The following is a 26,960-nucleotide window of genomic DNA, read 5'->3' on the forward strand; positions in this document are numbered from 1 at the left end:
TAGAATAATAGTGAGTAATCACTCATTTTGAAAGGAGTGAAATAATGAAACCTATCCAAAAAGCATGCTCAGTCTTTCTTTGCCTCCTTCCACTGCTCGGCTGCCAGCCAACTGAACAAGTACATGTCTATAGTGGAACGATCGAAGGACAGGAACGACTCGTACAGAGCGAATCAGGTGGGATTCTCATCAAAACAACAGCCGAAGAAGGTCAGCCTGTAAAAGAAAACGCCATTCTCGCCCGCCTTGATGACCGCGATGAGCAACTCCGTATCAAGGAAGCGAAGGCAGCCGTTGACATTGTCCAGGCAAAGCTAAATGAATCCGGTGCCGGAACGAGACCAGAAAAAATAAACGAAGCGTTCGCCCGAGTAGAACAGGCACATGCCACAACCGGACAAACAGTCGCCAAACAAAACGCAACCGCTGCGCAACTGAAAATTCTACAAACAAAAAAAGAAGAACTCAGCAAGCAGCTTGAAAGCTCACGCAGTACTGTTGTCTATCAGCAGAATCGTCTCAAGCGAGCTCAGTCACTGCTTGAAGCCGGCGCCTCCTCTCGTCAGGAAGTGGATACATTGCAGGAAGCCGTCAATCAGGCACAAGGAATTGTGAATGACTTGATTCAACAGGGCTATACCGTTGATGCCCAGATCAATCAGGCACAGCAAGAAGTGGAAGCGGCTCGTGCGGCTCGTGATTCCTCTGCAGCAGCAGAAAAAGCAGCCCAGGCAAACCTTAATCTGCTGCGCACCGGAGACACCAACTATACGGTGCAAGGTCTGCTCGCTCAGAAAGAACAGGCAGAAAGCGTACTTGAACAGATGGTACTCCAAAAAAACAAAAAAATAATTACCGCACCCGAGAGCGGAATCATTATTCGCCAACATTTCCATAAAGGTGAAGTCATCAAGCCAGGTGCTACCTTGTATACGTTGCTGCAAGCAAACCGTCTTGAAGTCGTCATCTACGTGCCAGAAGCAGAATTAAACCGGGTCAAGCTCGGTCAGACTGCTCACATTAAAGTCGATGCCTATCCAGATCGCACGTTTGCTGGTACCATCATCAAAATCGCGACCAAAGGAGAATTCACGCCGAAAAATGTTCAGACACCTGAGGAACGCACGAAGATCGTATTTGCTGTCACCATCCGGCTTACAGAAGGATTTGATCAAGTAAAACCAGGTATGCCAGCAGATGTTACCCTTACCGAAAACAAGGCAGGTGGTAAGTGATGGATGATACGTGCGTAATCTCCTGCCAGAACTTGACCAAAACATTCGGCAAACGTACCGTTGTCGATCAAGTATCTATGACTGTACCCAAAGGGAAAATCGTCGGTTTCCTTGGCCCGAACGGCTCCGGCAAATCAACCGTCATTCGCATGATAAGCGGCATTCTTTCTCCCACATCTGGGTCGGGTCAAGTACTCGGCTACGATATTCTCACCGAATCAGAAACCATTAAACATCGGATTGGCTACATGTCACAAAAATTTAGTCTATATGAAGAATTAAGTGTCGGAGAAAACCTTGATTTTTATGCAAGCATCTACGGGCTGTCTGCCGCCGAGTCAAAGGAGCGCAAACAGGAACTCATTGCAATGGCTGGGTTAACCGGTCGGGAAAAACAGGCAGCTGGCTCACTGTCCGGCGGCTGGAAACAAAGACTAGCTCTTTCTTGCGCCTTGATTCATGATCCGGAACTACTTATTCTTGATGAACCAACCGCAGGTGTTGATCCAGTCTCCCGTCGGATTTTCTGGGAAGTCATCCACAACCTTGCCCGCGAAGGTACCACCGTTCTTGTAAGTACACATTATATGGATGAAGCAGAAACATGCGATTTAATTCATTTTATTTTTTTCGGGAAACTTCTCGTATCCGGTACTCCTCATCAATTAAAAGAACAGCATGCGACTGCCACACTCGAAGATGTATTCATCCAGCTAGTAGAATCACAGGAGAAAAATTTACTGTACGGGGAGGATCAGTCCCGTGTCTAGATCACACAGTAAACGGTTTAGCCTGCTTCGCTTCAAAGCGATCGTGCGGAAAGAAATTCTACAAATCCGCAGAGACCGGGCAAGTATGGTTATTGCTATCATGATGCCACTTATGATGCTACTTATTTTTGGCTATGCCGTGAATACGGATGTCGACCACTTGCCAACGGCTGTCTGGGATCAGGCCAAGACAAAAGACAGCCGGGCACTGTTACGAAATTTCACCAATACGCTTTATTTTGACACCCAGTATACAGTGGAAGGCTATAAAGATATGCAAGCGCTTATGGACACGAATAAAATAAAAGTCGGCATCGTCATTCCAGCCGATTACAGTTATCGCCTTGATATGGGGCAGCAAACGTCCATTCAGATTATCCTGGATGGCAGTGACCCGGGAGCAGCGCGTACCGCCCTTGCCAATGCACAAGTAATCGTCCAGAATCGGGCACTTGATGTGCAGCAGGATACACTTGCTGCACAGGGAATGGGAAAGATTGAGCCTTTGATTACAGCCGAAACCCGTGTTCTATACAACCCGGATATGAAAAGCAGGGTGTTTAATATCCCGGCGCTTATCGGGCTCATTATGCAGAACGTCACGGTTATCCTGACAGCATTTTCCCTTGTGCGCGAGAAAGAACGGGGAACACTTGAGCAGCTCATGGTTACACCCATTCGCTCCGCTGAACTAATCATCGGGAAGCTCGTACCGTATGTCTTTATCGGCCTGTTCTCGTTTAGCATCGTACTCATTACTGGCGTAGCCTGGTTTGGCGTTCCGGTGAAAGGAAGCATACTGCTTCTGATCACTTTAAGTTTGTTATTTCTTATTACGTCACTTGCGATCGGCATTTTAATATCTACGATCTCCAAAACACAAATGCAGGCGATGCAACTTTCGTTTGCAACCATTTTACCAGCCGTATTATTGTCAGGCTTCATGTTTCCACTTGAAACAATGCCTACTGTGCTACAATTGTTTAGTGCAGTCATTCCACTTACCTATTTTATGGATATTTTACGTGGGATTTTCCTAAAGGCAGTCACAATACAGGAGCTGTGGCACCAGACCGCTATGCTGGCGGGATTTGCTACTTTATTCTGCTTCCTTGCGATTATCAAATTCCGCAAGAAAATTGATTAATGGAGGAACCTCATATGGATAAAATTCCTTCCCCCCTATTTGATGAAGCGATTAAAAATATGCTTGATTCCTTAAAAGATGAAGAAGAGATGACGGACAAACAGCGCCGCATTCTCGAATCTGCGATCAAAATCTTTGCCGAAAAAGGGTTCCATGGCAGCTCAACAAGCGAAATTGCTCGAGATGCTGAAGTCGCGGAAGGTACCATTTTCCGCCATTTCAAAACAAAAAAAGACTTACTGTATGCCCTTATTGCACCAATGATGATCAAATTCGCCTCCCCGCTTCTGCTTAAAGACGTACAGCGCATCATCCATGAGGATCTGGCCGCTGATGAAATGCTCTACAGGTTGTACAAGAATCGGCTAGATATAATCGAAGCCAATTGGTCGCGCATGCGAATCATTGTACAGGAAGCATGGTTTCATCCGGAGATTATGGATGCGCTAATCCAGAATATTACTTGGCAGGGACGTAATCTGGGAGATTCCTTCGTCCGGGCACGCATTGAATCTGGTGAATTCCGTGATCTTCCCGTTCATGCGATCACACGCGCTGTTTTTTCCACTTTGTTCGGCTGCGTGATGTTCAGCCACATGTTCACGAGTAGTACCGAGTCAATGAACACGGAGGACGACATCCGCCTGGCCGTTGATATTTTATTGAACGGCATTCGCAACCGATAAAAAGAAGCCCCCGAAGATCGTTTTCTTCTGGGGGCTTCCTACTTAATTCCGTATTATTCTACATCTTTTACAGCAGCCGATGGACGAAGCAGAAGAAGCTCCTCCTCTGTCAATTCCCGATACTCACCAGGTTCAAGCTCCGGATCAAGCTCGAGCTCTCCCATCGCCAGACGCTTTAAGTACACAACCTTCTTGCCCACCGCTTCAAACATACGCTTCACTTGATGATATTTGCCTTCATAGATGACAAGCTCAATCTCCGATACGTCTCCTGATTCCAAAATGGTTAACTGGGCTGGCATCGTATGATAGCCGTCATCGAGTACGACCCCTCGCTTGAATGCCTCTCCGTCCTTTTCTGTTACTACACCACGAACTTGTGCATAATATCGCTTTGGTACGTGTTTTTTCGGAGACAACAATTCATGGGCAAGCTTCCCATCGTTTGTCAGCACAAGCAGCCCTTCCGTATCTTTATCCAGACGACCGACCGGAAATACTTCGAAGTTGTAGTAATACTCGTCCAGCAAATCAACAACCGTTTCTTCCAGCATATCTTCCGTAGCCGAGATCACACCGTCTGGCTTATTCATCATCAGATAGACAAATTCGCGGTAGATCACACGCTCTCCTTCTATCTCTACCACCTGCACCTCCGGATCGACATGCATGCTGCTATCTTTTACCGGTTTGCCATCTACGGTAACCATTCCAGTTCGACATATTTTTTTAATTTCCTTACGCGAACCATATCCCATGTTCGCAAGCAGCTTATCAAGCCTCATTCGTCATCCTCGCTTCTCTACTGTGTATATGAAAAAAGAAGGGAGACACAAGCTCCCCTCCTTCTCCTGTTCATCTGTGCGGCCCTTTACTCGTCAGCGCCGACTTCTTCCTCAAGCTTTTGCTTATCATCCTGATACCAGTGATCAAGCACACGTGCTTCAAGCACTTTGCACTCTATATACTGGACTTGCGCCGCTGTAAACCATTGCTTCCACTCTACTTCCAGCTCGCCAGCCAGTCGCACAACCGTCAGGAGTTCCTGCCATGCCACATAGCGTTTGTACCAGAAAAACTGCGGATGCTCATTCATGTACGGATACAGGTCATCAAACTCTGTATGTTTACAGTCAAGCGCACGCTCGAAATGCTTTTTGGCATTTGCGATCTGTGTTGCAAAAAAACTGGACATATCTCGACTTGCGATCATAACAATCCCTCCTTAAATTCTCCCTATCTTTTATTATACCAGAACATTAGACGGTTGCAGAGAACTCTTGTGGTTCGCCTACGGATTTACTCCTGTAGGAGCTTGTTGATTGCGGCCATTCCCCTGTCCGTCTGTTTTGTTCTTTCTTCCTTTGTCCGGCTGCTGTTCCGGATTCGCCTGGGTTGTTCCCTGCTGCTGATTCGCATCGCCCGTTCCCGTAGTACCTTGATTCTGCTGATCAGGCTGTGTTCCATCCGGATTCGGAGCAGTCGGAGGCTGCTGCTGATTCGAATTCTGCTGATTCGAATCAGTTGGATTTTGCTGTTGGCTATTGGAATCGGTCGGCTGTTTTTGATCCTGAGTGTCCTTTGGAACCGGAGTATCCGGTATCGCCGTATTAGCCATATTCGACATGCCGCCTTCTTCCCCTGTATCCGCATTATATGGCACAACCACATAGGTGTATAACTGATTTGGATCAAAAGGTGCTGTAAAACTTGTTGATGAGGTATCGGCAATCAGCTGCTTCTCAGATGGAGAGCCCAGGAACTGATACAAGCGATACTTGATATTATTCCCGCCACCACTCCAGGTGATCTTTACGAATTTATTTCCATTTTCCTCTTTTACAACAGCAGCTAGGTCAGATGCTGTCGGAGCCGTAACCTGCGGCGCAGGGTCCTGTGCAAGCCCTTCTGGTCGCTCAAAGTCTTTGCGCTCCTTGTCTTTCATCGCTTTCTCCATGACCCGACTGAACAGCTTCGCCGGGTATCCGCCCCCGGTTGTTTTTAGATAATGGTTTTTGTCCGTTGTATCAAATCCCATATATACCGCACCTACATAGTCTGGCGTGTAGCCAACAAACCAGGCAAATCGGTTGGCTCCACTTACTCCATCATACTGCTGGGTCCCGGTTTTACCCGCAAGCGGATATCCGAATGCTGCGGCACGTCCTGTACCACTGTTGACTACACTCTGCAGCATCTCCGTCATGTAGTACGCGCTCTTCGGCTTAACGACTGGTGTTGTTTCGACATTCTCTTTCATGATAATCGCATCGTCTTTCGATCTGATCTCCTTGATCACATGACCAGTCGGACGATTCCCATTATTAGCAAATGTCGCATATGCCTGTGCCATCTGGATCGGACTTGTTCCTTTTTCCATACCACCAAGCGCTAAAGACAAGTTGTTCTCTTCGGTTGGCTCCGGTTTGATGCCAAATTTCTTCAAGTAGCTCACACCGTTGTCCAGACCTACTTCATTCAACGTCCATACGGCAGCAGCATTACGAGAATCCACAAGCGCACGCTCCATCGTAATACCACCTGCGTATCCTTCTCCCGGGAAGTTACGCGGCGTCCAGCCACCATATTTTTTGTACGTTACACGATCATCACGTACGGTTGAATTAGGTGTCCATCCTTTTTCAAGCGCTGGCGTATAGTCAATAAGTGGCTTGAGAGTCGAACCTGGTTGGAAACGAAGTTTCGCACGATTCGTACCTTTTGGTGCATAGTCCCGTCCACCGACCATCGCTGTAATACCGCCGGTTTTCGTTTCCATAATCACCATTGCAGACTGCACCTTTTTGCCGTCCGAAGCATCACGCGGGAAGTTTTCCTCTTTTTGGTACTCATCAAACATTGCCTTCTGGGCATCTTTATCCATATACGTAATGATTTTGTATCCGCCCTGGTACAGTTCTTCTCCGCTAATACCAAGATCGTTCTCCGCTTCTTCGACAAGGTAATCCAGATACGCCTGATACGCTACGTCTGTTTTTTTCTTTTCTGTTTTGATAACGCCCAATGGCTTCTGCTGGGCTTCTTTCATTTGCTGCTCGGTAATGTATCCATTCTTCTGCATGAGACCAAGCACCAGATTACGACGCTTCAGCGCAGCCTCTGGATGATCAATCGGTGAATACGAGTTCGGTGCTTTCGGCAAAGCGGCTAGCAAAGCTCCTTCATCCAACGTCAGCTGGCTAACATCTTTTCCAAAGTAATATTTGGATGCGGTCTGCACCCCAAATACACCTTTCCCTGCATAGATGACATTTAAATACATTTCCAAAATCTCATCTTTTGAATGTTTTCGCTCAAGGTTCATCGCAATCATCATTTCTTTCGTTTTGCGCATGAACGTTTTGTCTTTAGACAAAAATACGTTACGGGCAAGCTGCTGCGTAATCGTACTTGCACCTTCCGCCTTGCTTCCCGTCACAATGTCTTTAAAAATCGCCCGTGCGATCCCAATCGGGTCAATTCCGTTATGTTCATAAAACCGACTGTCTTCTGTTGCAACAAAAGCATCTACGACATGCTTCGGAATTTTGTCAAACGAGACTTTCTCCCGATTTTCCGATGGTGTTAGCTTGGCAATCACCGTCTTGCCATCTGCGGCATATACGGTGGACGTCTCCATTAAATCAAGCTTCTTCTCGTCAATCATCTGGTTGCCCGCTATATACATAGCGGAGCATCCTGCAATGCTCAACGTCAGAAACAAGCCCGTCATCAGGAAAACAATTAGCCATGGTTTGCGTCTTGCTCTCCGCTTTTTCCGTCTCGCCGGTTGTGTTGCTTTATTTTTATCCATTTTGCTATATTACCCCCTAAAAATGTGCAGAAGGATGTCTGTACATACTCTAGTACTACCTGAAAAGACAAAAGGTTGCACCAAAAGTGTAACTTTTGCTTTACCTACATGATTCTACTCTCTTTTACAAAAAGAAAAAAGAGCCTAATATACAGGCTCTTCCTCATTACGTTCCGAGGTAGGGAATTTTCGCCCGCTGGATAACAGCCATCGCCTGGCGGAACTCTTCCACCGTGATCAACTTCTCCATGTATAGCTCACGCAACTCATCTTCCCATATCTCATAATCGGCAAGCGGGCTGCCCATATAAATGACAATCCCGAAACGACGCAACAGCGCCTTTACATCCAGAATGGTAGTAATAGTATCCATTACCGGTACGCTACCCTTCATATCCTTCTTTCCGGTATTCTACAACAACTTCTGTGCCAAGTCCACCACGCGCATTCCATAGCGCCGTGATCTTCATATACAATGGATCACACAGTGCCACCAGGTCATTTAGAATCCGATTCGTCGCATGTTCCTGATAAATGCCGACATTACGGTACGATGTCAGATAAAATTTGAGTGACTTCATCTCTACTAGCTTCTCATTCGGTACGAAGGCAATCTGAATATCTGCAAAATCTGGCAGACCTGACCACGGGCAAACAGACGTAAATTCATTTGTCGGAATTACAATTTCTGTCTTTTTACCTGCATATTCATATGGAATCGTCTCAAGAATATCGACGAGAATCGCTGTCTCATCCTGTGTATCAAAGCGAATTTTGTTATATTTTTCATGATTATGTTCTACTGTACTCATACTCGCATCTCCTTTTTGTCTGTATTACATTCTAACCTCTGTTACTGTAGACGATCGGGTCTACAGCTCCAGCTTCTGCAAATCCTTGCAAACGTAAGCGACAACTGTCGCATACCCCGCATGCTTCCTCTTCTCCCTGGTAACAGGACGTGCTTAGTTCATATGGGACACCGAGGCGTAAGCCAAGCTGAACGGTTTCTTTCTTGGACAAGTGTGAAAGCGGTGCTTCAATGCGTAAGTCCGTTCCCTCTACGCCTGCTTTCGTCGCCAATCGGATTGTCTCGCTCATAGAAGCGATAAATTCCGGACGGCAGTCCGGATACCCGCTATAATCAACCGCACTTACCCCGATATAAATGACTTCTGCCCCGACGACTTCTGCATACGCTGTCGCAAGTGACAGAAAAATCAAGTTCCGAGCCGGAACATATGTCGAGGGAATCTCTCCCGACTCCTCATGTGTTCCTACTTCAGTTGGCACGTCAATCGAATGATCCGTTAGCGCACTTCCACCGATCTGGCTTAAGAAATCCATCTTTACAATTCGGTGATCGGCTGCTTCAAAATGGCGCGCAATTTTTTTAGCCTGCTCAACCTCGCGATTGTGCCGCTGACCGTAGTCAAACGTAAGCGCATGAATGACATATCCTGCATCCCGAGCAATTCCCATACATGTTGTGCTATCGAGACCGCCGCTTAACACGACGACTGCTTTTTTGGCATCCATTGTTTCCCCTCCTATACACCACGCTGCTGCGGGTCCCAGATGATTTTGTGGAGCTGTAGATTCAACCGCGCCCGGCCTTCATTCGGGCGGTGCGCAAGAAGCAGCTCCACCAGGCGTGCTGGCGGCATTGACTCCCATACCGGGCTGAATGATACAACGGCTGCAGTCGGATAATCGGCAAGCACAGTCAGCGCATGCCTGAAGTCCTCTTCACTTGCTACTACGAACTTTAATTCATCGCGTTCAGTAAGCAGTGCCATGTTTGGGAGATGCATGCGTACTGTCTCACCACTAGCAGGTAGCTTATAATCCATAATGAAGCGAATCGACGTACCTGCCTCCCCCATCTCTTGACGCAGGCGAACAAATGGCTCTAGATCAATCGCGCCATTCGTCTCTACATGCACGTCACGAATATACGGCTGCCGAGCGAGATGGTACAAGAGCGCCTGCGATTTCTCACCGTGCATCAGCGGCTCTCCGCCTGTCAGACAGATGACACCATGTCCATATTCCCGCACACGCGCTACAATCTCTTGAATGCTGGCCACAAATTCTGGTTGTGCTGGAGCATAGCTGTACGGTGTGTCGCACCACGTACAGCGCAAGTTACAGTGAAACACTCGGACAAATGTCGTCGGATAACCCGCCATTAGTCCTTCACCTTCTACGGTCTCGAACACTTCTACAAATGGCAGCTCCCATGTATCCGGGTAACGTATCGCACCATCATTCATCCTGCATCCACTCCCGTTTGAGTGTAGCATAGCTGGTCGGTGTCTCATATAGCACCAATTCTTCAAGGCGCGTGCCTTTCTCCGTAAGCCCTTCTTCTGTAAGGCGGCGATCCAGCTGTTCCCAGATCCAGACAATCATATTTTCCGCCGTTGTATTCATCAGCGGCATGACATCATTTAAATACCGATGATCCAGGCGCTGCTTAATTGTTTCTTCATATATGCGCTTCATATCGGAAAAGTCAACACAAATGCCAATCTCATTTACATATCCGCTTAGCGTCATCACAAGCTTATACGTATGTCCGTGCATACTCTTGCATTTACCTTCATACAGGTGAAGATGATGGGCGGAATCAAATGTGAACTCTTTCGTCAGTGCCACGCGACGGGTATGATATCGAAGATCTGAGGGTTGAATATCTTCATACAGACGCTGAACTTTTTGTGGAATCTCATAACCGGACATAAGTGGTCCCCTCTCTTTCTCACAATGATCACACCATCCGGAAAACAAAAAATCCCCTGCACCAGGGGATTATACATGAATACTGTATAAGCTTGCTCCGGTGGTATTTTTAACGTTGGTTGACCCACATAACAACGTGCCCTTATTATACAGGGCGAGTTTCCAAAAATTCAAGTACAGATTTATACAAATACGGATTTACTGCCAGAATACTGCTCCGGTCCGCAAACGGGATGTCTGTTCCGTCAATCTGTGTAATAATTGATCCCGCTTCTTCGATAAGTAAGCGCCCGGCTGCATAATCCCATGGATTCAGACCAAGGCTGAGATAGGCATCTAGTCTTCCCGCTGCCACGTACGCCAGCTCTAGTGCAGCCACACCGTATACACGGGTGCCGCGCGACCGTTGAGCGAGTCGCTGTACTCTCTCGGATAGTCCACTCTTCATAGCACGCCGGTTCCAGAGAAGACTTGTGGAGAGTATCATCTCATGCATGCTAATCGTACGCGGTGGTGCCAATTTCACCTCGTTAAGAAAGGCCCCCGCCCCACGTTCTGCATAGAATAGCTCATTGCGTGTCGGATCATAGACGACACCAACCTCGCAAACTCCATGATGACATACGGCAATCGATACACAATAGTTCAACTGTTGGTGTACAAAGTTCGTTGTTCCATCAATCGGATCAATAATCCATACGGTATCAAATTCGGTGGGATTACACGTGACAATACCTTCTTCTCCAAGAATCCCGTGATCTGGATACGTTTTGAGAATAGCATCCGTTATGAGTTGTTCGACCGCCCGATCCACGCTTGTTACGAGGTCGGATGCGGATGATTTATACATCACTTCAAGGGGCCCCACCAGCATGCGTTCAATCAGTTCCCCCGCGTCCTTCGCACACTGCTTTGCGAACGCTCCCCATTCTTGTGTTTGGTTGCTTGTTTGCACGTCTTCTCGCCTCGCACTTCTAATGATCCTGTCCCCTTAACTTTACCCCATTTTCACTCTGGACATAAAGTTTTTTTCTATCATACTGACCGAATGTTCTGATAAGATAGAAGAAAATGGAGAGGATGCTGTTTATGTCGTTCAACTGGCACACCGCATGTGCGGCACACTGGAGTAAAATGTCTAATAACTGGCAGGCCAATAGTAAAGAAATGTGGGATACAGGAAGCCGGCAAACCATTATTCCAAAGCTTACAGAATGGATCACACCGGACGCTGGCCCTATTCTTGATATTGGATGCGGAGATGGCTACGGAAGTTCAAAACTGGCTGCACTCGGATACGAAGTCGTTGGGCTGGATATTTCGGATGAGATGATTCAAAAAGCAGCGGAACGTACCACGCAAAATCTGTCGTTCGTCTGTGCAGATGCACGTGAACTTCCATTCGAGAAGCATTCATTTCAAGCAATGATGGCGATTAATGTAATTGAATGGACCGATTCACCGCGTGACATGCTGCTTGCATGGAAGTCATTTCTGAAACCGAATGGGATCATCGCACTTGGCATTCTCGGACCAACTGCCGCCCCGCGTGAGCACGGCTACCGCCGCCTGTATGGGGATGATGTTGTCATTAATACGATGATGCCGTGGGAATGTAGCCGCCTGCTTGAAGAAAGTGGCTACACGATCATTCACCAGGAAGGGGTGTACAAGCGCGGTGTTACGCCAGATATGACTCATGCGTTATCACTGGAGCTGTGCCAATCCCTGAGTTTTTTATGGATGTTTTACATCCAGCCCAGCACACTCACCGAATAGGATCTGTAAAACGCAACAAATGAGCGCCCCAACCGTTTAATTGAATAGAGAAGACGGCATTGGGGAGGAATTATGCGCAATGAGAATAGGAAAAACGATCACAGCCGTTCTATTCGGCCTGATGATACTATGCGGAGCAGTCGGCTGCTCCGTTGATCCCGATACATCCACTGTCCAGAGCCAGGAATCCAAACAGTGGATAAGCAAACAAACTGCGATCCGCCAGCAATCCATTATCAAGTGGAAGAAAGCCGCAGCAGACAAGACTAGAACTTCATCAGAACGTGCCCTAGCATCATTTGCTGTCAATGCATTGGCAAGCGATATGAAGCCGCTTATCGAGGCCAACGATGCAGACAGGCAGAAACTTTTACGCAGTCTGGCAAGTCAAAAACCACCGGCGACTCCAACCGGTCTCCCGGCTTTATCGAGCCTTAGCATTGAGTCTGTAAACCAGCTTGACGGCGGCAAAACGCTGTATACCATTCACGGTACGATTTTTACCTCAGTTCCAGATAAGCTGTATCCCATCACCCTTCAGGTACGAATGAATAAGTCCGGACAGCTTGAATCCTCTAGCATCGACTAAAAAAAGCAGACGGAAAGCATCCGTCTGCTTTTTGATGTAACTATTGTCTTTTTTTCCGCTTCTGTCTGAGCGGCAGTTCGCTGCCATCTGTCCGGGTCTGCACCTGCTGATAATTCGGATGCTCCTCGACAATACGACGCATACTTTCAAACCAGACCCGAATACCCATAACCCTGTCTATGTCACGATTCGTGAGCACAGTCCGCTGAAAATACGGCTGCAGATCATACATCTGCTCCTCAAGCATCCGAGCAAATCCATTCCAGACCATCATCTGCCGTACATCCTCGTGATGATCCATCACGTCACGAATCCAGTAATAATCCGATTGGGTATCCCGAATCATCTCTAATACCTGTCGCTGTTCCCTTGCGTATTCTTCCTCTTCCTGCACTTTACGCTCCCCTTTGCCAAAAGCAAACCGAGCAAAATAATGCAAAATCGTCACAAGTAGAAGCCCCAGTGTAAAAATAAGTCCCCCATAATATACGACATCCGGCAACATTCGTGAACTAAGCAAACCCATTCCCAGATGATAAAGTACCGATAATACCCAGCACGCAATAATAAACGGATTCGGCCTGAAAAATCGCTCGGCCTGATTGTTCGGACGTATCGACAAAACCGCAAATGCCTGCATATACATATCAAGCAAAATAACACTTAGAAAAAATAGCCCTACTTCCAGCCCAATCCGCATCGCATAACTTGTCGGCACTTTTACAAAATAAAAAAGAATACCAAAGCTTGCGACATATAACAAGCCTAATATCGACCAAAATACAGGGCGGCCTGCTCTCCCTATATCATGTCGTTTTCGATATGTATCCATTCGAGATAATGGCTCCACTCTGCACACCTTCTTTCTCTCTTCTACTCTTAATATATTTGACCTACGTTTGTAAAGGACAAAAAGCACGAATTACAATGTCATTTGCCTCATATTCAGAGCATATATACAAAAAACAGGCGAAGATGTACCCTTCACCTGTTTCTTACTTGCTTTCCCAGCTTATTCTACATGGAAGCTGCTGTCGTAGACTGTTTGTCTTTTTTCAATTTACCTGCAACTAAAACACCCGCTACCATGATCGCTACTATGCTCCAATATATAATCGGATTATCATCAAGCTGATTTTTAATGAATGCTTCCTCCAGAATCATTCTAGCCGCTGTAAAAGCTAGCACACCACTTCCGACATAAATAAGCATCGGAAAGCGATCAAGCAACTTCACAATCATCTGGCTCCCCCAGACAACAAGCGGAACACTGATCAGAAGACCAACGATAACCAGTCCGGTATGCCCTTTGGCCGCTCCTGCGATCGCCAGCACGTTATCCAGACCCATCATCACATCTGCCACGATAATTGTGCGAATAGCACCCCATAGGGATGAACTACTTTCAATGTTCTCCTCTTCATTCTCACCAATGAGAAGCTTGTAAGCGATCCATATGAGAATAACACCACCGATTGCATGCAGTCCTGGAATTTTGAGAAGCCATACTACGAAAACCGTAGCAAGCGCCCGGATGATAATCGCGCCGACTGTTCCCCAGATAATCGCCTTCTTCTGCTGTTGCTTCGGCAGATTGCGTGAGGCAAGACCGATTACAAGTGCATTATCACCTGCAAGTACAAGGTCGATAACAATAATGGACAATAACGTCGAAAACATTTCTGCCGATAAAAACTCCATCAACCATCCCCCCTTTTTTGTGCATACTGTACAGCATGTTCCATCTTGCCTGTTTATCCAACAAAAAAAGACCAATGCCGAATAAAACTAAACGGCAAAGGTCTTGCTTACAACATGGAACACGCTGTCGATAGAGCCGGGGTTCCCTAGGTTCCCGTAATGACGACACTATCGTTCTCAAAGCTACTCCCCTTTGGAAATATGCTGTTACTGTTACTCTACACCGCATATTTCTTCTTGTCAATCAAATCTCAGGTGGGAAAAAGATTGAATAAGCTCTTTCTTTAGCATACGATAAAGAAGATAGAACCCCATTTTTTTGTAATGGAAAGGGTGAGATTCGATGGTTACAGTAGCACAATTCCTCGGTACATGCCAGGAGCGAGTCGAGACGCTCTCCAAAGCAGCAGCAGAAGCTTATTGGAAGACAACCACGACTGGAGAAGAACAATATGAACAAGAATACATGAAACTGCAGCAGGAACGAATTGAACTATTCTCCAACAAAGAAGATTATGCGACACTCAAGGTTCTGCTCGCTGACCCGAAGTGCCAGCGCAACGGAGTCGTACTCCGTCAGCTTACTCTACTGGAGCACGAATACACACCGAATCAACAAGATAAAGCGTTACTTGCTGCTATTGTAGAGGCAGAAACCGAAATCGAAAGCGAGTTTACCCGCTTCCGTGCGCAGATCGATGGACAGGCCGTACCGGACAATGAAATTCTCGAAATTTTACAAAAAGAGACGAACAGCGAGCGCCGTCGTCAGGCATGGGAAGCAAGCAAACAAATCGGCAGTCAGGTGGCGGACCGAGTCGTTGAGCTAGCTCGCATGCGCAACCGAATTGCCGCAGAAGCCGGATACAAAAATTACTATGCGATGTCGCTTGCCCTGCAAGAATTGAACGGACATGAGCTATTCGCGATTCTCAAGCGTCTCGAACAGTTGACCGATGAGCCTTTTCGCCGTATGAAAGCCAAGCTTGATGAACAGCTAACTCGCAAATTTGGCATTACAGAAAGTGAGTTAATGCCATGGCACTACGCTGACCCGTTCTTTCAGGAAGCCCCAATACTTGAGAACCTTGATCTTGATCCGTATTTTAAGGAAAAAAATATTGAAGCACTTGCTTGTCAATTTTTCCAGGATATCGGGCTTAATGCGGCAGATATTCTTACACGCAGTGACTTATATGAGCGAGAGAATAAAAATCAGCACGCTTATTGTATTGACATCGACCACGCAGGGGATATACGTGTGCTCGCTAACATTCGCGACAACGAATGGTGGATGAGCACGATGCTACATGAAATCGGCCATGGTGTATATGATAAGTACATTGATCGAACGATGCCGTATCTTCTTCGGACGCCGGCTCACACGCTGACGACAGAAGCAATCGCTATGTTTATGGGCCGCCTGACGAAAAACACCGACTGGCTTATCCGCTACACAGATATTTCAGCAGCAGAAGCCGAGCGTCTTCAGCCGCTCATTGACGAACAGCTTAACATGGGCATGCTGATCTTTATCCGCTGGGGCCTTGTTATGGTCCATTTCGAACATGAGATGTACCATAATCCTGATCAAGATCTGAATGCGCTCTGGTGGTCACTTGTCGAACGGTTCCAGCTAATCCGCAAGCCAGAAGGCCGTAATGCGCCGGACTGGGCTGCCAAAATTCATATCGGCACAGCACCGGTATACTACCAGAATTATATTCTGGGTGAATTGATGGCCTCCCAGCTGCACTACAGCATTCTCGATGAGCTTGGGCATCCTTCGTATATCGGAGAGCGTGGCACCGGTGCCTTTTTGATCCGACGTATTTTCCATCCAGGAGCCAGTGTAACGTGGAACGAACTTCTAAAAAATGCGCTGGGTGAAGGATTGAATCCTGACTATTTTGTGCAACAGTTTATCGAATAGAAAAACTTTCCGTACTATGTATGCAAATAAGCCATCCTATCTGGATGGCTTATTTGCATATAATGAATCTTCTAAAAGCTTAAGCACTAATTCCGCATTTCTCCTGGAGTGCACCATCATGATCTGTGCCATCTGAGCCAAAATACTATGTTTTGTATACTCCATCATTTCTTTTGCCATATCGGCATCCCGAATGCGCGATTCGGCTGCTGTTAAATTTTCTGCCATATTATCTAGGTTGTTAATCGTATGCTCCAAGCGATTCGTATACGCACCGATTGACGATCTTTGCCGAGAAACGGTTTGCAACGCTTTATCCAGAGCGTCGATTGCACTTGATGCATTCGTATGATCGCTGAATTTTGTATGAATGCCCGCAATTCCAAGCGCAGTGGTACTAGCTGAACCGATACTTATCGTGATGGAGTCACCACTATTAGGACCGATTTGGAAATGTTTATTATTGAATGTACCATCTAGCAACTGCTGTTCATTAAATGCACTGCTCTTACTGATTCGATTTAATTCATCTTCTAGCTGCTTTACTTCTTCCGTAATCGCGGTGCGATCAGAAGAAGAATTTGTATCATTAGCTGCTTGCACTGCTAATTCTCTCATCCTCTGAATAATAGATTGTGCTTCGTTCAGCGCTCCTTCTGCTGTTTGTAACATGGAAATTGTATCTTGGGCATTACGTGAAGCCATGTGCAGCCCGCGAATTTGCGCACGCATTTTTTCGGAGATGGATAACCCTGCTGGATCATCCGCTGCTCGATTGATTCGCTGTCCTGTTGCTAATCGTTCCATATGGACACCCATCTGATTAACATGATACGAGTAGTGTCTATATGCCATAGAACCAAGATTGAACCACGATACTTGCATTTCTCCCACCTCCTTCCAAATTTAATGTAATAAACACTCAAAAACCCTACAAAAAAGTAATATTATGGAACATAATCTCTTGCTATAATAAATCGGAAATAATCGGGTAAAAAATAAATGTAAACGGACTCTTTTTTACCAATCTACATACAAAAAGCTGTGAGATCCTTATTTGTAAAGGATCTCACAGCTTTTATCTTAGCTCTTGCTATTCTTCTTGCGATACGAAGCCTGAATGTTTTTCCGACGCGCGCGACGCTGTTCCTTCTCACGCTCCAACTGGACTTTTTTCTTATAGCCCGGCTTTACCTTCGGAGCCTTTGCTTTCGCGCGACCACTCTGCGCAGCAGACGGCTGTGCTGCAGACGAACGAGACACCTTCTTCTCTTCACCATTCTCTGCTACTTTCTTCTCTTCTGCTTCTGGACGCACTGGTTTTTCCTTGCGACGCACTTTCTTTGCACCACCGAGGAATTTCTCTTCCGCTCCCCCGCTGATTGCACGTGTAAAACGGCTGAAAATCTGGCGTTGGCGTGGGGAAATCAGCGAAATCGCTTCTCCCTGCTGCCCGGCGCGCCCCGTCCGGCCAACCCGGTGAATATAGCTTTCTACATCAGACGGTAGATCATAGTTAAATACATGTGTAATACCTTCCACATCAAGACCGCGTGCGGCAATGTCAGTCGCAACGAGATACTGAAAGCGTGCTTCGCGGAAGCGGTCCATAATCTGCTCCCGCTTCTTCTGGCTCAAATCGCCGTGCAGCGCTTCCGCTTCGACCCCGTTCTCCTGTAAGCGGCGCACCAATTCATTAACCCGCTGCTTCGTATTGGCAAAAATCACAGCCAGATACGGACGTGCATCTGCCACAAGCTTGATTAGCATGTCCGTTTTATCGCTCTGGTTCACAACATAGTACGATTCTTTCGTATTTTCTGCCGTCATCTGACGCTTCTCTACCTTGACGATCTGCGGCTGATTCATGAAGTTATGTGCTAGCTTACGCACCCCATCCGGCACAGTAGCTGAGAACAGCAATACCTGTTTCTTCTGTGCAGTCTGAATAAACACTTCCTCTACTTCCTGTACAAAGCCCATCTCCAGCATTTTATCCGCTTCATCCAGCACCATTGTATGAATGCGTCCGAAATGCAATGTTTCACGACGCAAATGATCAAGAATACGTCCCGGTGTCCCCACTACAATCTGAATCCGACCTGATAACTTGCTAATCTGGCGCATGATGTCCTGTCCACCGTGCAGCGACAATACTTGTACGTTCATATGTTTACCCAGCTCAGCAATATCATCGGTGATCTGGATCGCTAGCTCACGTGTCGGCGTCATGACCAGCGCCTGCACATCACTTGCGTTCGGATCGAGCTTCTGAAGAATGGGAATAACGAACGCTGCTGTTTTCCCCGTTCCCGTCTGCGCCTGCCCAAGCACGTCTTTTCCTTCAAGGGCCAATGGAATTGCCTGTTCCTGAATGGGAGTCGGCTGTTTATAATACAGGTCTGCAATCCCCTGCATAATTTCCGGTTTTAGCTTAAACTGCTCAAATGATTTCATATGTTTCTTCCTTTCTTAATGCCAAAAAAAGCATACTGCTTCTATTGTACCCGAACTTTTGTATTTAGACCACTTTGCATTTTTTCCTTGCATTATGTATGAGGTGCAGTATAATAAAAGCAAAATTTGATACCTTTCGTAAACTGCTGGGGGATCCCGATGAGTCGGGCTGAGAATGAAACGCGATGAAGTTTCTAAACTCCTGGGACCTGATCTGGTTAGTACCAGCGTAGGAAAGCAGGCGACTATACATAGCGCATGAAGCGTTCTCAAGTCGGGTCCCATAAGTGGGACCCGACTTTTTTGCTGTGAAAATAGATGAGGGAGCGAAAAAAATGAGGGAATTCATGCGTGAATTTCATGTGATCAGCACCGGGAGACAATCACCAGAGCAAGTAGTAGAAATCGTTCGAACCATCGCACCGTATGTGGATGTGTTTCACCTGCGAGAGAAACAGCTGACCGCCCGTGACTTGTATACCCTTGGGCAGACACTTTTGCTCGAAGCAGACCTGCCTCCCCACAAGCTTGCGATAAATGATCGACTCGATGTAGCCATAGCGCTAGGGGCTGGTACGGTTCATCTCGCCGGACATAGTCTCTCCCCTGATATCGTACGTAGCAACGCACCCGGCATACGAATCGGTGTCTCGGTTCACAGCTTAGGAGAAGCTACGGCGGCAGAAGCTGCCGGTGCAGATTATCTTCTTTTCGGGCATGTATTTCCATCTGGCTCCAAGCCAGGACTCACGCCGCGCGGAACAGAAGCGCTGCGGAGAGTAGCAGAAGCTTGTACGATTCCCGTACTTGCACTTGGTGGTATCACTTCAACTGTTCTGCCCGATATCATCGAGGCCGGGGCTATGGGGGCAGCTGTTCTATCTGCCGTGATGGATGCTGCACAGCCTGCTGAGATCAGCAAACAACTCTATACCATTCTGAGACAAGGAGTGATCAACGATGAAAACATATGATGCCGTTATTATTGGCGGCGGTGTGATCGGTACAGCCATTGCTTATTATGCGGCAAAACGCGGACAAAAAGTAGTTGTATTGGAAAAAGACTGCCTGGCCGCTCATGCTTCCCGTGCAGCAGGCGGTATGCTCGGCGCACAGGTAGAATTCCCTGAGCCGGGACCACTTGTCGAACTGTCGCTGTACAGCCGCGCGATGTTCCGCGAGCTTGCAGCAGAACTACAACAGGCGGCAGGCGTTGATATTGGTCTTAATGAATCTGGGATGCTGCGCACAGCCTGGACAGAAGAAGAAAAGCAAACGCTGCTTACACAAGCAATCTGGCAACGAGCTGCAGGACTGCAAGCAGACTGGATGGAGACAGCAGACGTGCAGGCGCTGGAACCAGCTGTCAGCTCAGAAATCAAAGGGGCGCTCTGGCTTCCAGATGACACACAAGTATCCGCTCCCCATCTGTCACGTGCCTTTGCCGCAGCCGCAGCCCGACTTGGAGCGTCTCTTGTTGAGCGCTGTGCTGTCACAAACTTTCGGATGAATGGCTCTCATATTGAAGCTGTGCAGACTAGCAAGGGAGAATTCAGCGGTGAACAGTACATCATCGCAGGCGGGGCTTGGAGCGGTGAACTTACAAAGCTGCTTGATGCTCCACTGCCTGTATTCCCATTAAAAGGCGAGGCCTTCTCTGTACTTGCTGTGCCGCAGCCAATCGCGCGCACTGTTTATTCTCACGGTTGCTATATCGTGCCAAAAGAAGGAAATCGTCTACTTGTTGGTGCATCCGTGAAGGACTGCGGTTTTGACGATCGGCTAAGCATTGGCGGTCTGCATCAGTTAATGGCGAAAGCCGTACGGATTCTGCCAGACATTGCCGCCTATCCGCTTGAACAAACATGGGCGAGCCTGCGGCCACAGACAGCAGATGGTCTCCCGTATCTTGGTCGACTTGCATCCGTATCAAACGTAATTGTTGCATCCGGGCATTTCCGCAACGGAATTCTATTAAGTCCGGCAACTGGTAAGATTGTATCTGGCCTGCTCGCAGGTGAAGCACCGGGACTTGATCTTTCCGCATTTGCTCCAGACCGCCATCGGTCGATTCCAGCATCATAAGGAGGTGAGTAGATGAACATCATCATTAATGGAGATGCTCAGACTGTTCCGGACCACATCGAAACGGTGCAGCAGCTTCTCACTTATTTGCATCTGCAAGATCGAATTGTCGTGGTAGAGAGTAATCGTACGATTTTACAGAAAGACGCGCATGAAGCAACACCAGTGCGCGAAGGAGACGTATTTGAGCTCGTACATTTCGTAGGGGGAGGTTGATTTATTATGTTAAAAATTGGACCGTATTCATTCACATCACGCCTGTTACTTGGCACAGGAAAATTCCCGGATTTCGCGATTCAACGCCAAGCCGTTGACGTATCCGAAACGGAGATTCTTACATTTGCCGTACGTCGCATGAACATCTATGACCCGGCACAGCCAAATTTTCTGGAGCAGCTTGATCTAAGCCGCTTCAAACTGCTACCAAACACAGCCGGAGCATCTACTGCGGAAGAAGCAGTACGCATCGCACGTCTTTCAAAAGCATCTGGCTTATGCGACATGATTAAAGTAGAAGTCATTGCCGATAGCAAAACCTTGCTTCCAGATCCAATCGAGACACTAAAAGCAACCGAGCAGCTTGTCCGTGAAGGATTTATTGTTCTACCGTATACAAACGATGATCCGGTACTCGCACGAAAGCTGCAGGAAGCGGGGGCTCATGCTGTCATGCCTGGTGCTTCCCCAATCGGGAGCGGACAGGGCATTCTCAATCCGCTTAACATTAGCATCATTATTGAAGAAGCACGTGTTCCTGTGATTGTCGATGCGGGAATTGGCACACCGTCAGATGTAGCAATTGCGATGGAGCTTGGCGCAGATGGTGTATTGCTAAACACTGCTGTTTCAGGTGCAGCTGATCCGGTGAAAATGGCTGAAGCAATGGGATTGGCTGTAAAAGCTGGACGTCTTGGTTTTGAAGCTGGACGCATTCCGAAAAAACGCTACGCACAAGCAAGTAGTCCAACCGAAGGCATGGTTCAATCTTGATTCAACACTGCTAATAAAAAAGGACTACAACCAAAAGAAAGAACGCTGACCTGTACATCAGATCAGCGTTCTTTCTTCTTATCACGTAACATCTCTTCGAATTTATCAGCTGCGATCGGTTTACTAAATAAATATCCCTGTCCTTCATGACAGCCTTCCTCACGCAAAAAATCCCACTGGTGGTCCGTCTCAATTCCTTCCGCCAGAACTTTAAGCTGTAAGGCATGCGCCATGGAAATAATCGCACTTACAATCGCTTCATCATTAGCGTTAGGCAATCCACTCACAAAAGATCGGTCAATTTTCACCACATCAATCGGTAGGTTTTTCAGGTGATTAAAGGAGGAGTACCCCGTTCCAAAATCATCAATTGAAATATAAATACCCATTTCCTTTAAAGCATTCAACTTTTTAATAATTTCACGATCATAATTAATTAACACACTTTCGGTAATCTCAATCTCTAGCCAGCGGGCTTCCAGATCCGCTTCTTTCAATGCATCCGCAATCATCTCCACCAGGTTTTCCTGCTTAAACTGTAACGTGGACAAATTCACTGACACAACGAATGGAGAATATCCTTCATCCTGCCATTTTTTATTTTGTTTACATGCCGTCCGAATGACCCATTCGCCAAGCGGGATAATCAGCCCAACATTCTCCGCAATCGGAATAAATCGGTCAGGTGGAATAAATCCAAATTCTTCATGATGCCATCTGATCAATGCTTCTACCCCAAGCATCTCTCCCGTCTTAATATCCACTTTTGGCTGATAATGCAAATACAAACTGTCATCTTTTATCGCCTGGCGCAATTCCTGTTCAATCGTAAGCCGACTAATAAATTCTTTCTCCATTTCTACTGTATACATTTCATAACGATTTTCACCTTTGTCCTTGGCGCAGTACATCGCTGTATCTGCACGACGCAGCAGGCTTTCTGCATCTTCACCATGAACCGGATACACAGAAACACCAAGACTTGGCGTCATCGTAATCTGGTATCCTTTGCTGTCAAAAGGGGCTTTGAATATATCCAAAATGTGCAGGGCAGCCTGTTGTGCTTCTTCTTCCTGCTGCATACCTGACCAGACAACTGTAAACTCATCGCCACCAATTCGAAATACCGCAGTCGATTCAGACTCTAGGAACTGCTCCATTCGATAGGCGATTGCTTCAAGCAGCCCGTCTCCTATTTTATGTCCGAGTGTATCATTCACATGTTTAAACCGATCGAGGTCAATGAAAATCGTCGCAAACATCGATTGTGATTGTTCCGCCGTTTGCACTGCCTCTTCCATAAATTCATGAAATCCCCGACGATTTCGCAGATTGGTCAACGGATCATAATAAGCAAGGCGATAAACTTGAGCTTCGGCCTCTTTCTGCGCAGTAATATCACGCCGGATCGAAACATAGCTGGTCGGCTTATCAGCCCCTTTAGGAAAGGGGACAATAATCGTATCCACCCAATAAAAAGAGCCATCTTTCTTTCTGTTTTTGATTTCTCCCTGCCAGACTCTTCCCTTGCTAATCATTTCCCACATATTCTTAAAAAAATCCCGGCCGTGATAATCTGCATTTATTATTCGATGAGTATTACCGAGTAACTCTTTCTGACTGTACTGGGAAACCTCACAAAACTTATCATTCACATATGTGATGACACCGTTTGCATCTGTGACCGCAAGTATAGAAGATTGGTCAAGCGCATATTTAATGTCTACTAGTGTTTCTACAAACTTTTCTGAAATATCACCCATAGTCTTCCCTCTCATTTATCTATACGTGAAATCAAGTATATAGCACCGTTTACAAAAAAATAAAGTTAAATTTACAATACAGACTTTTTTTTAACAAAAAAGAGGCCGCCTTGTCAAAAGGACGGTCTCCTCTGCATATTCCTCAATGGTTCACAATTCCCTGACGCTCGATTTCACCACCTGTCAACTCTAATGCTTCATCCTGACGCCCCATTAATGCATAACGCATACTGTCAATCAATGCTTCCCAGCTTGCTTCAATTACATTCGGAGATACGCCAACCGTACTCCAGCTTTCTTCTCCGTCTTTAGTCGACTCAACGAGCACACGAACTTTAGATGCGGTCGCATCCTGCTCGCTCAATACCCGAACTTTATAGTCGGTCAAATACATTTTACTGATATCCGGGAAGGCCACTTCAAGCGCCTTGCGCAGCGCGTTATCAAGCGCATTGACCGGGCCATTACCTTCTGCAACCGTATGCACGGTTTGCCCACCTACTTGTAGCTTCACCGTTGCTTCGGTCGTACTGTCCGCTCCACCATGCTTCTCCATTAGCACTTTGAATGACTCTACCGTAAACACGTCCTCATAATTACCAAGCCCCTGACGCAGCAGCAGTTCAAATGATGCTTCGGCTCCTTCATACTGATAGCCCTGATGCTCCATTTCTTTAATTTTTTGAATAATCGCTCGACCTTCCGGCTTCGTTTTATCAAGCTCAATATTTAATTCCTGTGCTTTAAACAGCAAGTTACTTTGTCCTGATAATTCTGACACTAATACGCGGCGCGTATTGCCTACGTCTTCTGGACGAATGTGTTCATACGTTTCAGCCGCTTTCAAAATTGCGCTCACATGCATCCCGCCTTTATGGGCAAACGCACTATGACCAACAAACGGCTGCAAGTTCGGTGGATTAATGTTCGCAATCTCGTACACGTAGCGCGACGTGTTCGTCAACTGCTTCAGCTGCTCTGGCGGTACACACTCATACCCAAGCTTTAGCTGCAAGTTTGGAATGATGGAGATTAAATTCGTATTCCCACACCGTTCGCCAAACCCATTGATTGTGCCTTGCACTTGACGTGCCCCTGCCCCAACAGCTGCTAGTGAATTCGCCACCGCCAGTTCCCCATCATTATGACAATGAATCCCTACTGGTGTTGCAAACTCCTTACAGACACGACCAACGATCTCGCTAATCTCATGCGGCAGAGAGCCACCATTCGTATCACACAACGCAAGCCAGTCTGCCCCCGCTTCGGACGCCTGACGCAGCGTTGCCAGCGCATAGTCTGGATTGTGCTTATAGCCATCGAAGAAATGCTCCGCATCATAAATAACTTCCAGTCCATTTTCCTTTAAGAAGCGGACAGAATCATAAATCATACTTAAATTCTCATCAAGCGTCGTACCAAGTGCCTCTGTTACATGAAAATCCCAGCTCTTGCCGAAGATGGCTACTGCCGAAACACCACTTTCCAGAATCATTCGCAGATTATCATCCGCCTCTGCAGTCACACCGAAGCGGCGCGTGCTACCAAATGCGGTAACTTTGGCATGCTTCAATTTAAGCTCTTTAACACGTAGAAAAAACTCCATGTCTTTTGGATTGCTTCCGGGCCAACCGCCTTCGATATAAGAAACGCCTAGCTGATCGAGCTTACGAGCAATTTTAAGTTTGTCATCGACAGATAGGCTGATCCCCTCTCCTTGCGTCCCATCTCGGAGTGTTGTGTCATACATGTATACGTGCTTGTTCACCTGAACATATCCTCCCTCATTGCATTCTCTCCAACTTATTTTTAGAGTTTTCGTAATATATTATTTTTTTCTATAAATCATACCATACGATGAACAGGCTGGCTAGCCGAGCGGTTTTTCGCTATGATGAAGGAGACTTTGTACAAAGAGGGGGCACGGACATGCGAAGCCGTTATTATGGCACAGCGGAAGCGCTCGGATTTCAGGAAGCTCTCGCTGCCTACCATTATCTCACATCACGAATCGACCGGACTATCCTTCGGCATGGCCGCTTTCTCATTGATACGGATGCGTTGCTCGTTCCGGTAAACCTTGACTGCTTCCACTGTCACCTGGTACACGGGCAGACATGCTGTGAGCAAGGGCAACCATATTCCATGACAGGTGCGAATCTGTCACAGTTTGAAGCACATGCACTGCCGATTCTAGAGCGGCATGCGCAGGATGAGCGCATCGAGATTGCACGAAAACATGGTATTTTCGAAGCAACGGCTGCCACGAATCATCATTCGTGTATCCGTAAGTTTGCTGGGGATTGCTTGTATCTTGTAAAACAAGATGAAAAACATCTCTGTGCGATTCATCGCTATGCGCTGGAGGAAGCGATCGAACCTGCACAACTGAAACCGTTCAGCTGCTCACTCTTCCCGCTCGAAATTATCGAAATGGACGAAGGCATACTGCTTACAGCGGTCACACCAGATACGATGGACTTCAGTCGCTGGGGTGATTTTTATCATAAGCATTACTCATGTGTAAACCCGGCACGACGGCCTAAAGGAACACCTTCGCACTATTTTGCTGCTACGGACTACCGGCCTGCCTGGATATGGGCACGTGATCTGCTTGTGTCGTACTGGGGAGAAGCGGACGTTGCCAGTATTGAATCCAAACTGCCGCTTCCGGTGTAATCTGCTTCTTTTTTTTAGATAGTAGGCGTATAATGAAAGTAACTAGGCAAAGAAAGGGAGTAAGTTATTCATGAAATGGCAGGACGAATCTTCCGCATTGCTGGACGAGCTGCTTAAGCCACTTCCAGTATTCGTACGCCCAATGGCGAAGAAATCAATCAAAAGCAAAATCGAACAAGTAGCTCAGGAAAACGGTGCTGAAGAAATCAGTCACGACCACGTGATTCGCGGCTACATTTTGGCTGCTCCAGATAAGGACCGTGCCGTAACGGCTCTGGAAGCTCATAATATCGATTTGGCTCCTTATGGAGAACTATTAAAATAGGCAACATACATTAAAGAGAAAGAGGATGTCTCAAAGTCGTAACATAGCGACTGAGACAGCCTCTTTTTTCTTGGTTTATGTTTTCGCCAAAATGTGGTGGAGGAACGGGATCGGGCGGGGCCTCGTCACTTCGGTACGCTTACGAAGAAGTTGGGACTGTCCGCTCCAGGTGCCAGACGAACTCGCCCACAAAAGATGCCCCCGATGTATTCACATCGAAGTATTGTGGGCAAAAGCCCGTTCTCCTGTCCCCTTCCGCTAG

Annotated in this window: 28 protein-coding genes and 1 riboswitch; of the genes, 13 read left to right on the top strand and 15 right to left on the bottom strand. The window is 46.9% G+C overall.

Annotated elements, in window-relative coordinates; genetic code table 11:
- Positions 1-44: 44 nt before the first annotated feature.
- From PO771_RS14875 to PO771_RS14890, 4 genes are read left to right on the top strand one after another with little or no spacing between them, the layout of a single operon-like run.
- The gene (locus PO771_RS14875; RefSeq protein ID WP_272560461.1) at positions 45-1,235 is read left to right on the top strand and encodes an HlyD family secretion protein; all 1,191 of its coding nucleotides are present in this window, start codon (positions 45-47) and stop codon (positions 1,233-1,235) included.
- A complete protein-coding gene (locus PO771_RS14880; protein WP_272560462.1) occupies positions 1,235-2,005 on the top strand; it encodes an ABC transporter ATP-binding protein in 771 nt (256 codons plus the stop codon). Before PO771_RS14875 ends, PO771_RS14880 begins: the two co-directional genes overlap by 1 nt.
- Positions 1,998-3,152, top strand: a complete 1,155-nt coding sequence (locus tag PO771_RS14885; RefSeq protein ID WP_272560463.1) for an ABC transporter permease — start codon at positions 1,998-2,000, stop codon at positions 3,150-3,152. The genes PO771_RS14880 and PO771_RS14885 overlap by 8 nt, the downstream gene beginning before the upstream one ends.
- Before the next feature lie 14 nt (positions 3,153-3,166).
- Positions 3,167-3,838: a TetR/AcrR family transcriptional regulator gene (locus tag PO771_RS14890; protein WP_272560464.1), complete on the top strand. Its 672-nt coding sequence runs from the start codon at positions 3,167-3,169 to the stop codon at positions 3,836-3,838.
- A 53-nt stretch (positions 3,839-3,891) separates the two neighbouring features.
- Here the strand turns inward: PO771_RS14890 and PO771_RS14895 are convergent, their stop codons facing one another.
- From PO771_RS14895 to PO771_RS14935, 9 genes are all read right to left on the bottom strand, one after another.
- The gene (locus PO771_RS14895) at positions 3,892-4,623 is read right to left on the bottom strand and encodes a pseudouridine synthase (RefSeq protein WP_272560465.1); all 732 of its coding nucleotides are present in this window, start codon (positions 4,621-4,623) and stop codon (positions 3,892-3,894) included.
- A gap of 86 nt (positions 4,624-4,709) precedes the next feature.
- Positions 4,710-5,051, bottom strand: a complete 342-nt coding sequence (locus PO771_RS14900) for a hypothetical protein (RefSeq protein WP_272560466.1) — start codon at positions 5,049-5,051, stop codon at positions 4,710-4,712.
- A 78-nt stretch (positions 5,052-5,129) separates the two neighbouring features.
- Positions 5,130-7,652 (bottom strand): PBP1A family penicillin-binding protein, encoded by a 2,523-nt coding sequence (locus tag PO771_RS14905; protein WP_272560467.1) that lies wholly within the window; start codon positions 7,650-7,652, stop codon positions 5,130-5,132.
- 166 nt (positions 7,653-7,818) lie between these two features.
- The gene (locus tag PO771_RS14910; protein ID WP_272560468.1) at positions 7,819-8,046 is read right to left on the bottom strand and encodes a YqgQ family protein; all 228 of its coding nucleotides are present in this window, start codon (positions 8,044-8,046) and stop codon (positions 7,819-7,821) included.
- Positions 8,036-8,464, bottom strand: a complete 429-nt coding sequence (gene queF, locus PO771_RS14915; RefSeq protein WP_096467077.1) for a preQ(1) synthase — start codon at positions 8,462-8,464, stop codon at positions 8,036-8,038. The genes PO771_RS14910 and queF overlap by 11 nt, the downstream gene beginning before the upstream one ends.
- Positions 8,465-8,495: 31 nt before the next feature.
- A complete protein-coding gene (queC, locus tag PO771_RS14920) occupies positions 8,496-9,191 on the bottom strand; it encodes a 7-cyano-7-deazaguanine synthase QueC (protein WP_272560469.1) in 696 nt (231 codons plus the stop codon).
- A gap of 11 nt (positions 9,192-9,202) precedes the next feature.
- The gene (locus tag PO771_RS14925) at positions 9,203-9,928 is read right to left on the bottom strand and encodes a 7-carboxy-7-deazaguanine synthase QueE (protein WP_272560470.1); all 726 of its coding nucleotides are present in this window, start codon (positions 9,926-9,928) and stop codon (positions 9,203-9,205) included.
- Complete coding sequence (gene queD / locus PO771_RS14930; protein WP_272560471.1) at positions 9,921-10,397, bottom strand: 6-carboxytetrahydropterin synthase QueD; 477 nt, start codon at positions 10,395-10,397, stop codon at positions 9,921-9,923. The genes PO771_RS14925 and queD overlap by 8 nt, the downstream gene beginning before the upstream one ends.
- Before the next feature lie 145 nt (positions 10,398-10,542).
- A complete protein-coding gene (locus PO771_RS14935; RefSeq protein ID WP_272560472.1) occupies positions 10,543-11,352 on the bottom strand; it encodes an inositol monophosphatase family protein in 810 nt (269 codons plus the stop codon).
- Positions 11,353-11,486: 134 nt separating this feature from the next.
- Here PO771_RS14935 and PO771_RS14940 point away from each other — a divergent pair, with 134 nt between their 5' ends.
- Both PO771_RS14940 and PO771_RS14945 read left to right on the top strand, forming a co-directional pair.
- Entirely contained in the window at positions 11,487-12,176 is a 690-nt protein-coding gene (locus tag PO771_RS14940) for a class I SAM-dependent methyltransferase (protein ID WP_272560473.1), read from the top strand.
- Between the two features lie 79 nt (positions 12,177-12,255).
- Positions 12,256-12,765, top strand: coding sequence for a hypothetical protein (locus PO771_RS14945; protein WP_272560474.1), 510 nt, complete (start codon positions 12,256-12,258; stop codon positions 12,763-12,765).
- Between the two features lie 40 nt (positions 12,766-12,805).
- On the opposite strand, the gene PO771_RS14950 is transcribed toward PO771_RS14945, so the two are convergent.
- Together PO771_RS14950 and PO771_RS14955 are read right to left on the bottom strand one after the other, a co-directional pair.
- Positions 12,806-13,615, bottom strand: a complete 810-nt coding sequence (locus PO771_RS14950; protein WP_272560475.1) for an ABC-2 family transporter permease — start codon at positions 13,613-13,615, stop codon at positions 12,806-12,808.
- A 167-nt stretch (positions 13,616-13,782) separates the two neighbouring features.
- On the bottom strand, positions 13,783-14,466 hold the full coding sequence (locus PO771_RS14955; protein ID WP_272560476.1) for a TerC family protein: 684 nt from the start codon (positions 14,464-14,466) through the stop codon (positions 13,783-13,785).
- A 343-nt stretch (positions 14,467-14,809) separates the two neighbouring features.
- Between PO771_RS14955 and PO771_RS14960 the strand changes: the two genes are divergently transcribed.
- Positions 14,810-16,399 carry a M2 family metallopeptidase gene (locus tag PO771_RS14960; protein WP_272560477.1) on the top strand — a complete coding sequence of 530 codons (1,590 nt, stop codon included), beginning with the start codon at positions 14,810-14,812 and terminating at the stop codon, positions 16,397-16,399.
- Positions 16,400-16,435: 36 nt separating this feature from the next.
- On the opposite strand, the gene PO771_RS14965 is transcribed toward PO771_RS14960, so the two are convergent.
- Both PO771_RS14965 and PO771_RS14970 read right to left on the bottom strand, forming a co-directional pair.
- The gene (locus PO771_RS14965; RefSeq protein ID WP_272560478.1) at positions 16,436-17,284 is read right to left on the bottom strand and encodes a flagellin N-terminal helical domain-containing protein; all 849 of its coding nucleotides are present in this window, start codon (positions 17,282-17,284) and stop codon (positions 16,436-16,438) included.
- 198 nt (positions 17,285-17,482) lie between these two features.
- Positions 17,483-18,856 (bottom strand): DEAD/DEAH box helicase, encoded by a 1,374-nt coding sequence (locus tag PO771_RS14970; protein WP_272560479.1) that lies wholly within the window; start codon positions 18,854-18,856, stop codon positions 17,483-17,485.
- 138 nt (positions 18,857-18,994) lie between these two features.
- Positions 18,995-19,109: riboswitch (TPP riboswitch) on the top strand.
- 94 nt (positions 19,110-19,203) lie between these two features.
- Here PO771_RS14970 and PO771_RS14975 point away from each other — a divergent pair.
- From PO771_RS14975 to PO771_RS14990, 4 genes are read left to right on the top strand one after another with little or no spacing between them, the layout of a single operon-like run.
- Positions 19,204-19,830 carry a thiamine phosphate synthase gene (locus tag PO771_RS14975; protein WP_272560480.1) on the top strand — a complete coding sequence of 209 codons (627 nt, stop codon included), beginning with the start codon at positions 19,204-19,206 and terminating at the stop codon, positions 19,828-19,830.
- The gene (gene thiO / locus PO771_RS14980; protein ID WP_272560481.1) at positions 19,817-20,941 is read left to right on the top strand and encodes a glycine oxidase ThiO; all 1,125 of its coding nucleotides are present in this window, start codon (positions 19,817-19,819) and stop codon (positions 20,939-20,941) included. The genes PO771_RS14975 and thiO overlap by 14 nt, the downstream gene beginning before the upstream one ends.
- Before the next feature lie 12 nt (positions 20,942-20,953).
- Positions 20,954-21,157, top strand: a complete 204-nt coding sequence (gene thiS, locus PO771_RS14985; RefSeq protein WP_272560482.1) for a sulfur carrier protein ThiS — start codon at positions 20,954-20,956, stop codon at positions 21,155-21,157.
- Positions 21,158-21,163: 6 nt separating this feature from the next.
- The gene (locus PO771_RS14990) at positions 21,164-21,931 is read left to right on the top strand and encodes a thiazole synthase (RefSeq protein ID WP_272560483.1); all 768 of its coding nucleotides are present in this window, start codon (positions 21,164-21,166) and stop codon (positions 21,929-21,931) included.
- 62 nt (positions 21,932-21,993) lie between these two features.
- Here the strand turns inward: PO771_RS14990 and PO771_RS14995 are convergent, their stop codons facing one another.
- Both PO771_RS14995 and cimA read right to left on the bottom strand, forming a co-directional pair.
- Positions 21,994-23,694 carry a putative bifunctional diguanylate cyclase/phosphodiesterase gene (locus PO771_RS14995; protein ID WP_272560484.1) on the bottom strand — a complete coding sequence of 567 codons (1,701 nt, stop codon included), beginning with the start codon at positions 23,692-23,694 and terminating at the stop codon, positions 21,994-21,996.
- Positions 23,695-23,836: 142 nt separating this feature from the next.
- Positions 23,837-25,462 (bottom strand): citramalate synthase, encoded by a 1,626-nt coding sequence (cimA, locus tag PO771_RS15000; protein WP_272560485.1) that lies wholly within the window; start codon positions 25,460-25,462, stop codon positions 23,837-23,839.
- A 161-nt stretch (positions 25,463-25,623) separates the two neighbouring features.
- Between cimA and PO771_RS15005 the strand changes: the two genes are divergently transcribed.
- On the top strand, positions 25,624-26,373 hold the full coding sequence (locus PO771_RS15005; protein ID WP_272560486.1) for a DUF3109 family protein: 750 nt from the start codon (positions 25,624-25,626) through the stop codon (positions 26,371-26,373).
- Between the two features lie 70 nt (positions 26,374-26,443).
- Entirely contained in the window at positions 26,444-26,698 is a 255-nt protein-coding gene (locus PO771_RS15010; RefSeq protein ID WP_272560487.1) for a DUF2621 family protein, read from the top strand.
- Positions 26,699-26,960 lie beyond the last annotated feature (262 nt).

The organism is Aneurinibacillus uraniidurans (genome assembly GCF_028471905.1).
GTDB classification, from domain to species: domain Bacteria; phylum Bacillota; class Bacilli; order Aneurinibacillales; family Aneurinibacillaceae; genus Aneurinibacillus; species Aneurinibacillus uraniidurans.

Excerpts from the sequence above, each read along its gene's own strand:
- PO771_RS14975 (WP_272560480.1), top strand. The coding sequence starts at position 19,204 with ATGCGTGAATTTCATGTGATCAGCACCGGGAGACAATCACCAGAGCAA.
- PO771_RS14995 (WP_272560484.1), bottom strand. The coding sequence starts at position 23,694 with ATGGGTGATATTTCAGAAAAGTTTGTAGAAACACTAGTAGACATTAAA.
- PO771_RS14945 (WP_272560474.1), top strand. The coding sequence starts at position 12,256 with ATGAGAATAGGAAAAACGATCACAGCCGTTCTATTCGGCCTGATGATA.
- PO771_RS15010 (WP_272560487.1), top strand. The coding sequence starts at position 26,444 with ATGAAATGGCAGGACGAATCTTCCGCATTGCTGGACGAGCTGCTTAAG.
- PO771_RS14970 (WP_272560479.1), bottom strand. The coding sequence starts at position 18,856 with ATGAAATCATTTGAGCAGTTTAAGCTAAAACCGGAAATTATGCAGGGG.
- thiO (WP_272560481.1), top strand. The coding sequence starts at position 19,817 with ATGAAAACATATGATGCCGTTATTATTGGCGGCGGTGTGATCGGTACA.
- queC (WP_272560469.1), bottom strand. The coding sequence starts at position 9,191 with ATGGATGCCAAAAAAGCAGTCGTCGTGTTAAGCGGCGGTCTCGATAGC.
- thiS (WP_272560482.1), top strand. The coding sequence starts at position 20,954 with ATGAACATCATCATTAATGGAGATGCTCAGACTGTTCCGGACCACATC.
- queF (WP_096467077.1), bottom strand. The coding sequence starts at position 8,464 with ATGAGTACAGTAGAACATAATCATGAAAAATATAACAAAATTCGCTTT.
- PO771_RS14900 (WP_272560466.1), bottom strand. The coding sequence starts at position 5,051 with ATGATCGCAAGTCGAGATATGTCCAGTTTTTTTGCAACACAGATCGCA.
- PO771_RS14880 (WP_272560462.1), top strand. The coding sequence starts at position 1,235 with ATGGATGATACGTGCGTAATCTCCTGCCAGAACTTGACCAAAACATTC.
- PO771_RS14895 (WP_272560465.1), bottom strand. The coding sequence starts at position 4,623 with ATGAGGCTTGATAAGCTGCTTGCGAACATGGGATATGGTTCGCGTAAG.
- PO771_RS14955 (WP_272560476.1), bottom strand. The coding sequence starts at position 14,466 with ATGGAGTTTTTATCGGCAGAAATGTTTTCGACGTTATTGTCCATTATT.
- PO771_RS14990 (WP_272560483.1), top strand. The coding sequence starts at position 21,164 with ATGTTAAAAATTGGACCGTATTCATTCACATCACGCCTGTTACTTGGC.
- PO771_RS15005 (WP_272560486.1), top strand. The coding sequence starts at position 25,624 with ATGCGAAGCCGTTATTATGGCACAGCGGAAGCGCTCGGATTTCAGGAA.
- PO771_RS14960 (WP_272560477.1), top strand. The coding sequence starts at position 14,810 with ATGGTTACAGTAGCACAATTCCTCGGTACATGCCAGGAGCGAGTCGAG.
- PO771_RS14940 (WP_272560473.1), top strand. The coding sequence starts at position 11,487 with ATGTCGTTCAACTGGCACACCGCATGTGCGGCACACTGGAGTAAAATG.
- PO771_RS14890 (WP_272560464.1), top strand. The coding sequence starts at position 3,167 with ATGGATAAAATTCCTTCCCCCCTATTTGATGAAGCGATTAAAAATATG.
- PO771_RS14910 (WP_272560468.1), bottom strand. The coding sequence starts at position 8,046 with ATGAAGGGTAGCGTACCGGTAATGGATACTATTACTACCATTCTGGAT.
- PO771_RS14965 (WP_272560478.1), bottom strand. The coding sequence starts at position 17,284 with ATGCAAGTATCGTGGTTCAATCTTGGTTCTATGGCATATAGACACTAC.
- PO771_RS14905 (WP_272560467.1), bottom strand. The coding sequence starts at position 7,652 with ATGGATAAAAATAAAGCAACACAACCGGCGAGACGGAAAAAGCGGAGA.
- PO771_RS14875 (WP_272560461.1), top strand. The coding sequence starts at position 45 with ATGAAACCTATCCAAAAAGCATGCTCAGTCTTTCTTTGCCTCCTTCCA.
- queD (WP_272560471.1), bottom strand. The coding sequence starts at position 10,397 with ATGTCCGGTTATGAGATTCCACAAAAAGTTCAGCGTCTGTATGAAGAT.
- PO771_RS14925 (WP_272560470.1), bottom strand. The coding sequence starts at position 9,928 with ATGAATGATGGTGCGATACGTTACCCGGATACATGGGAGCTGCCATTT.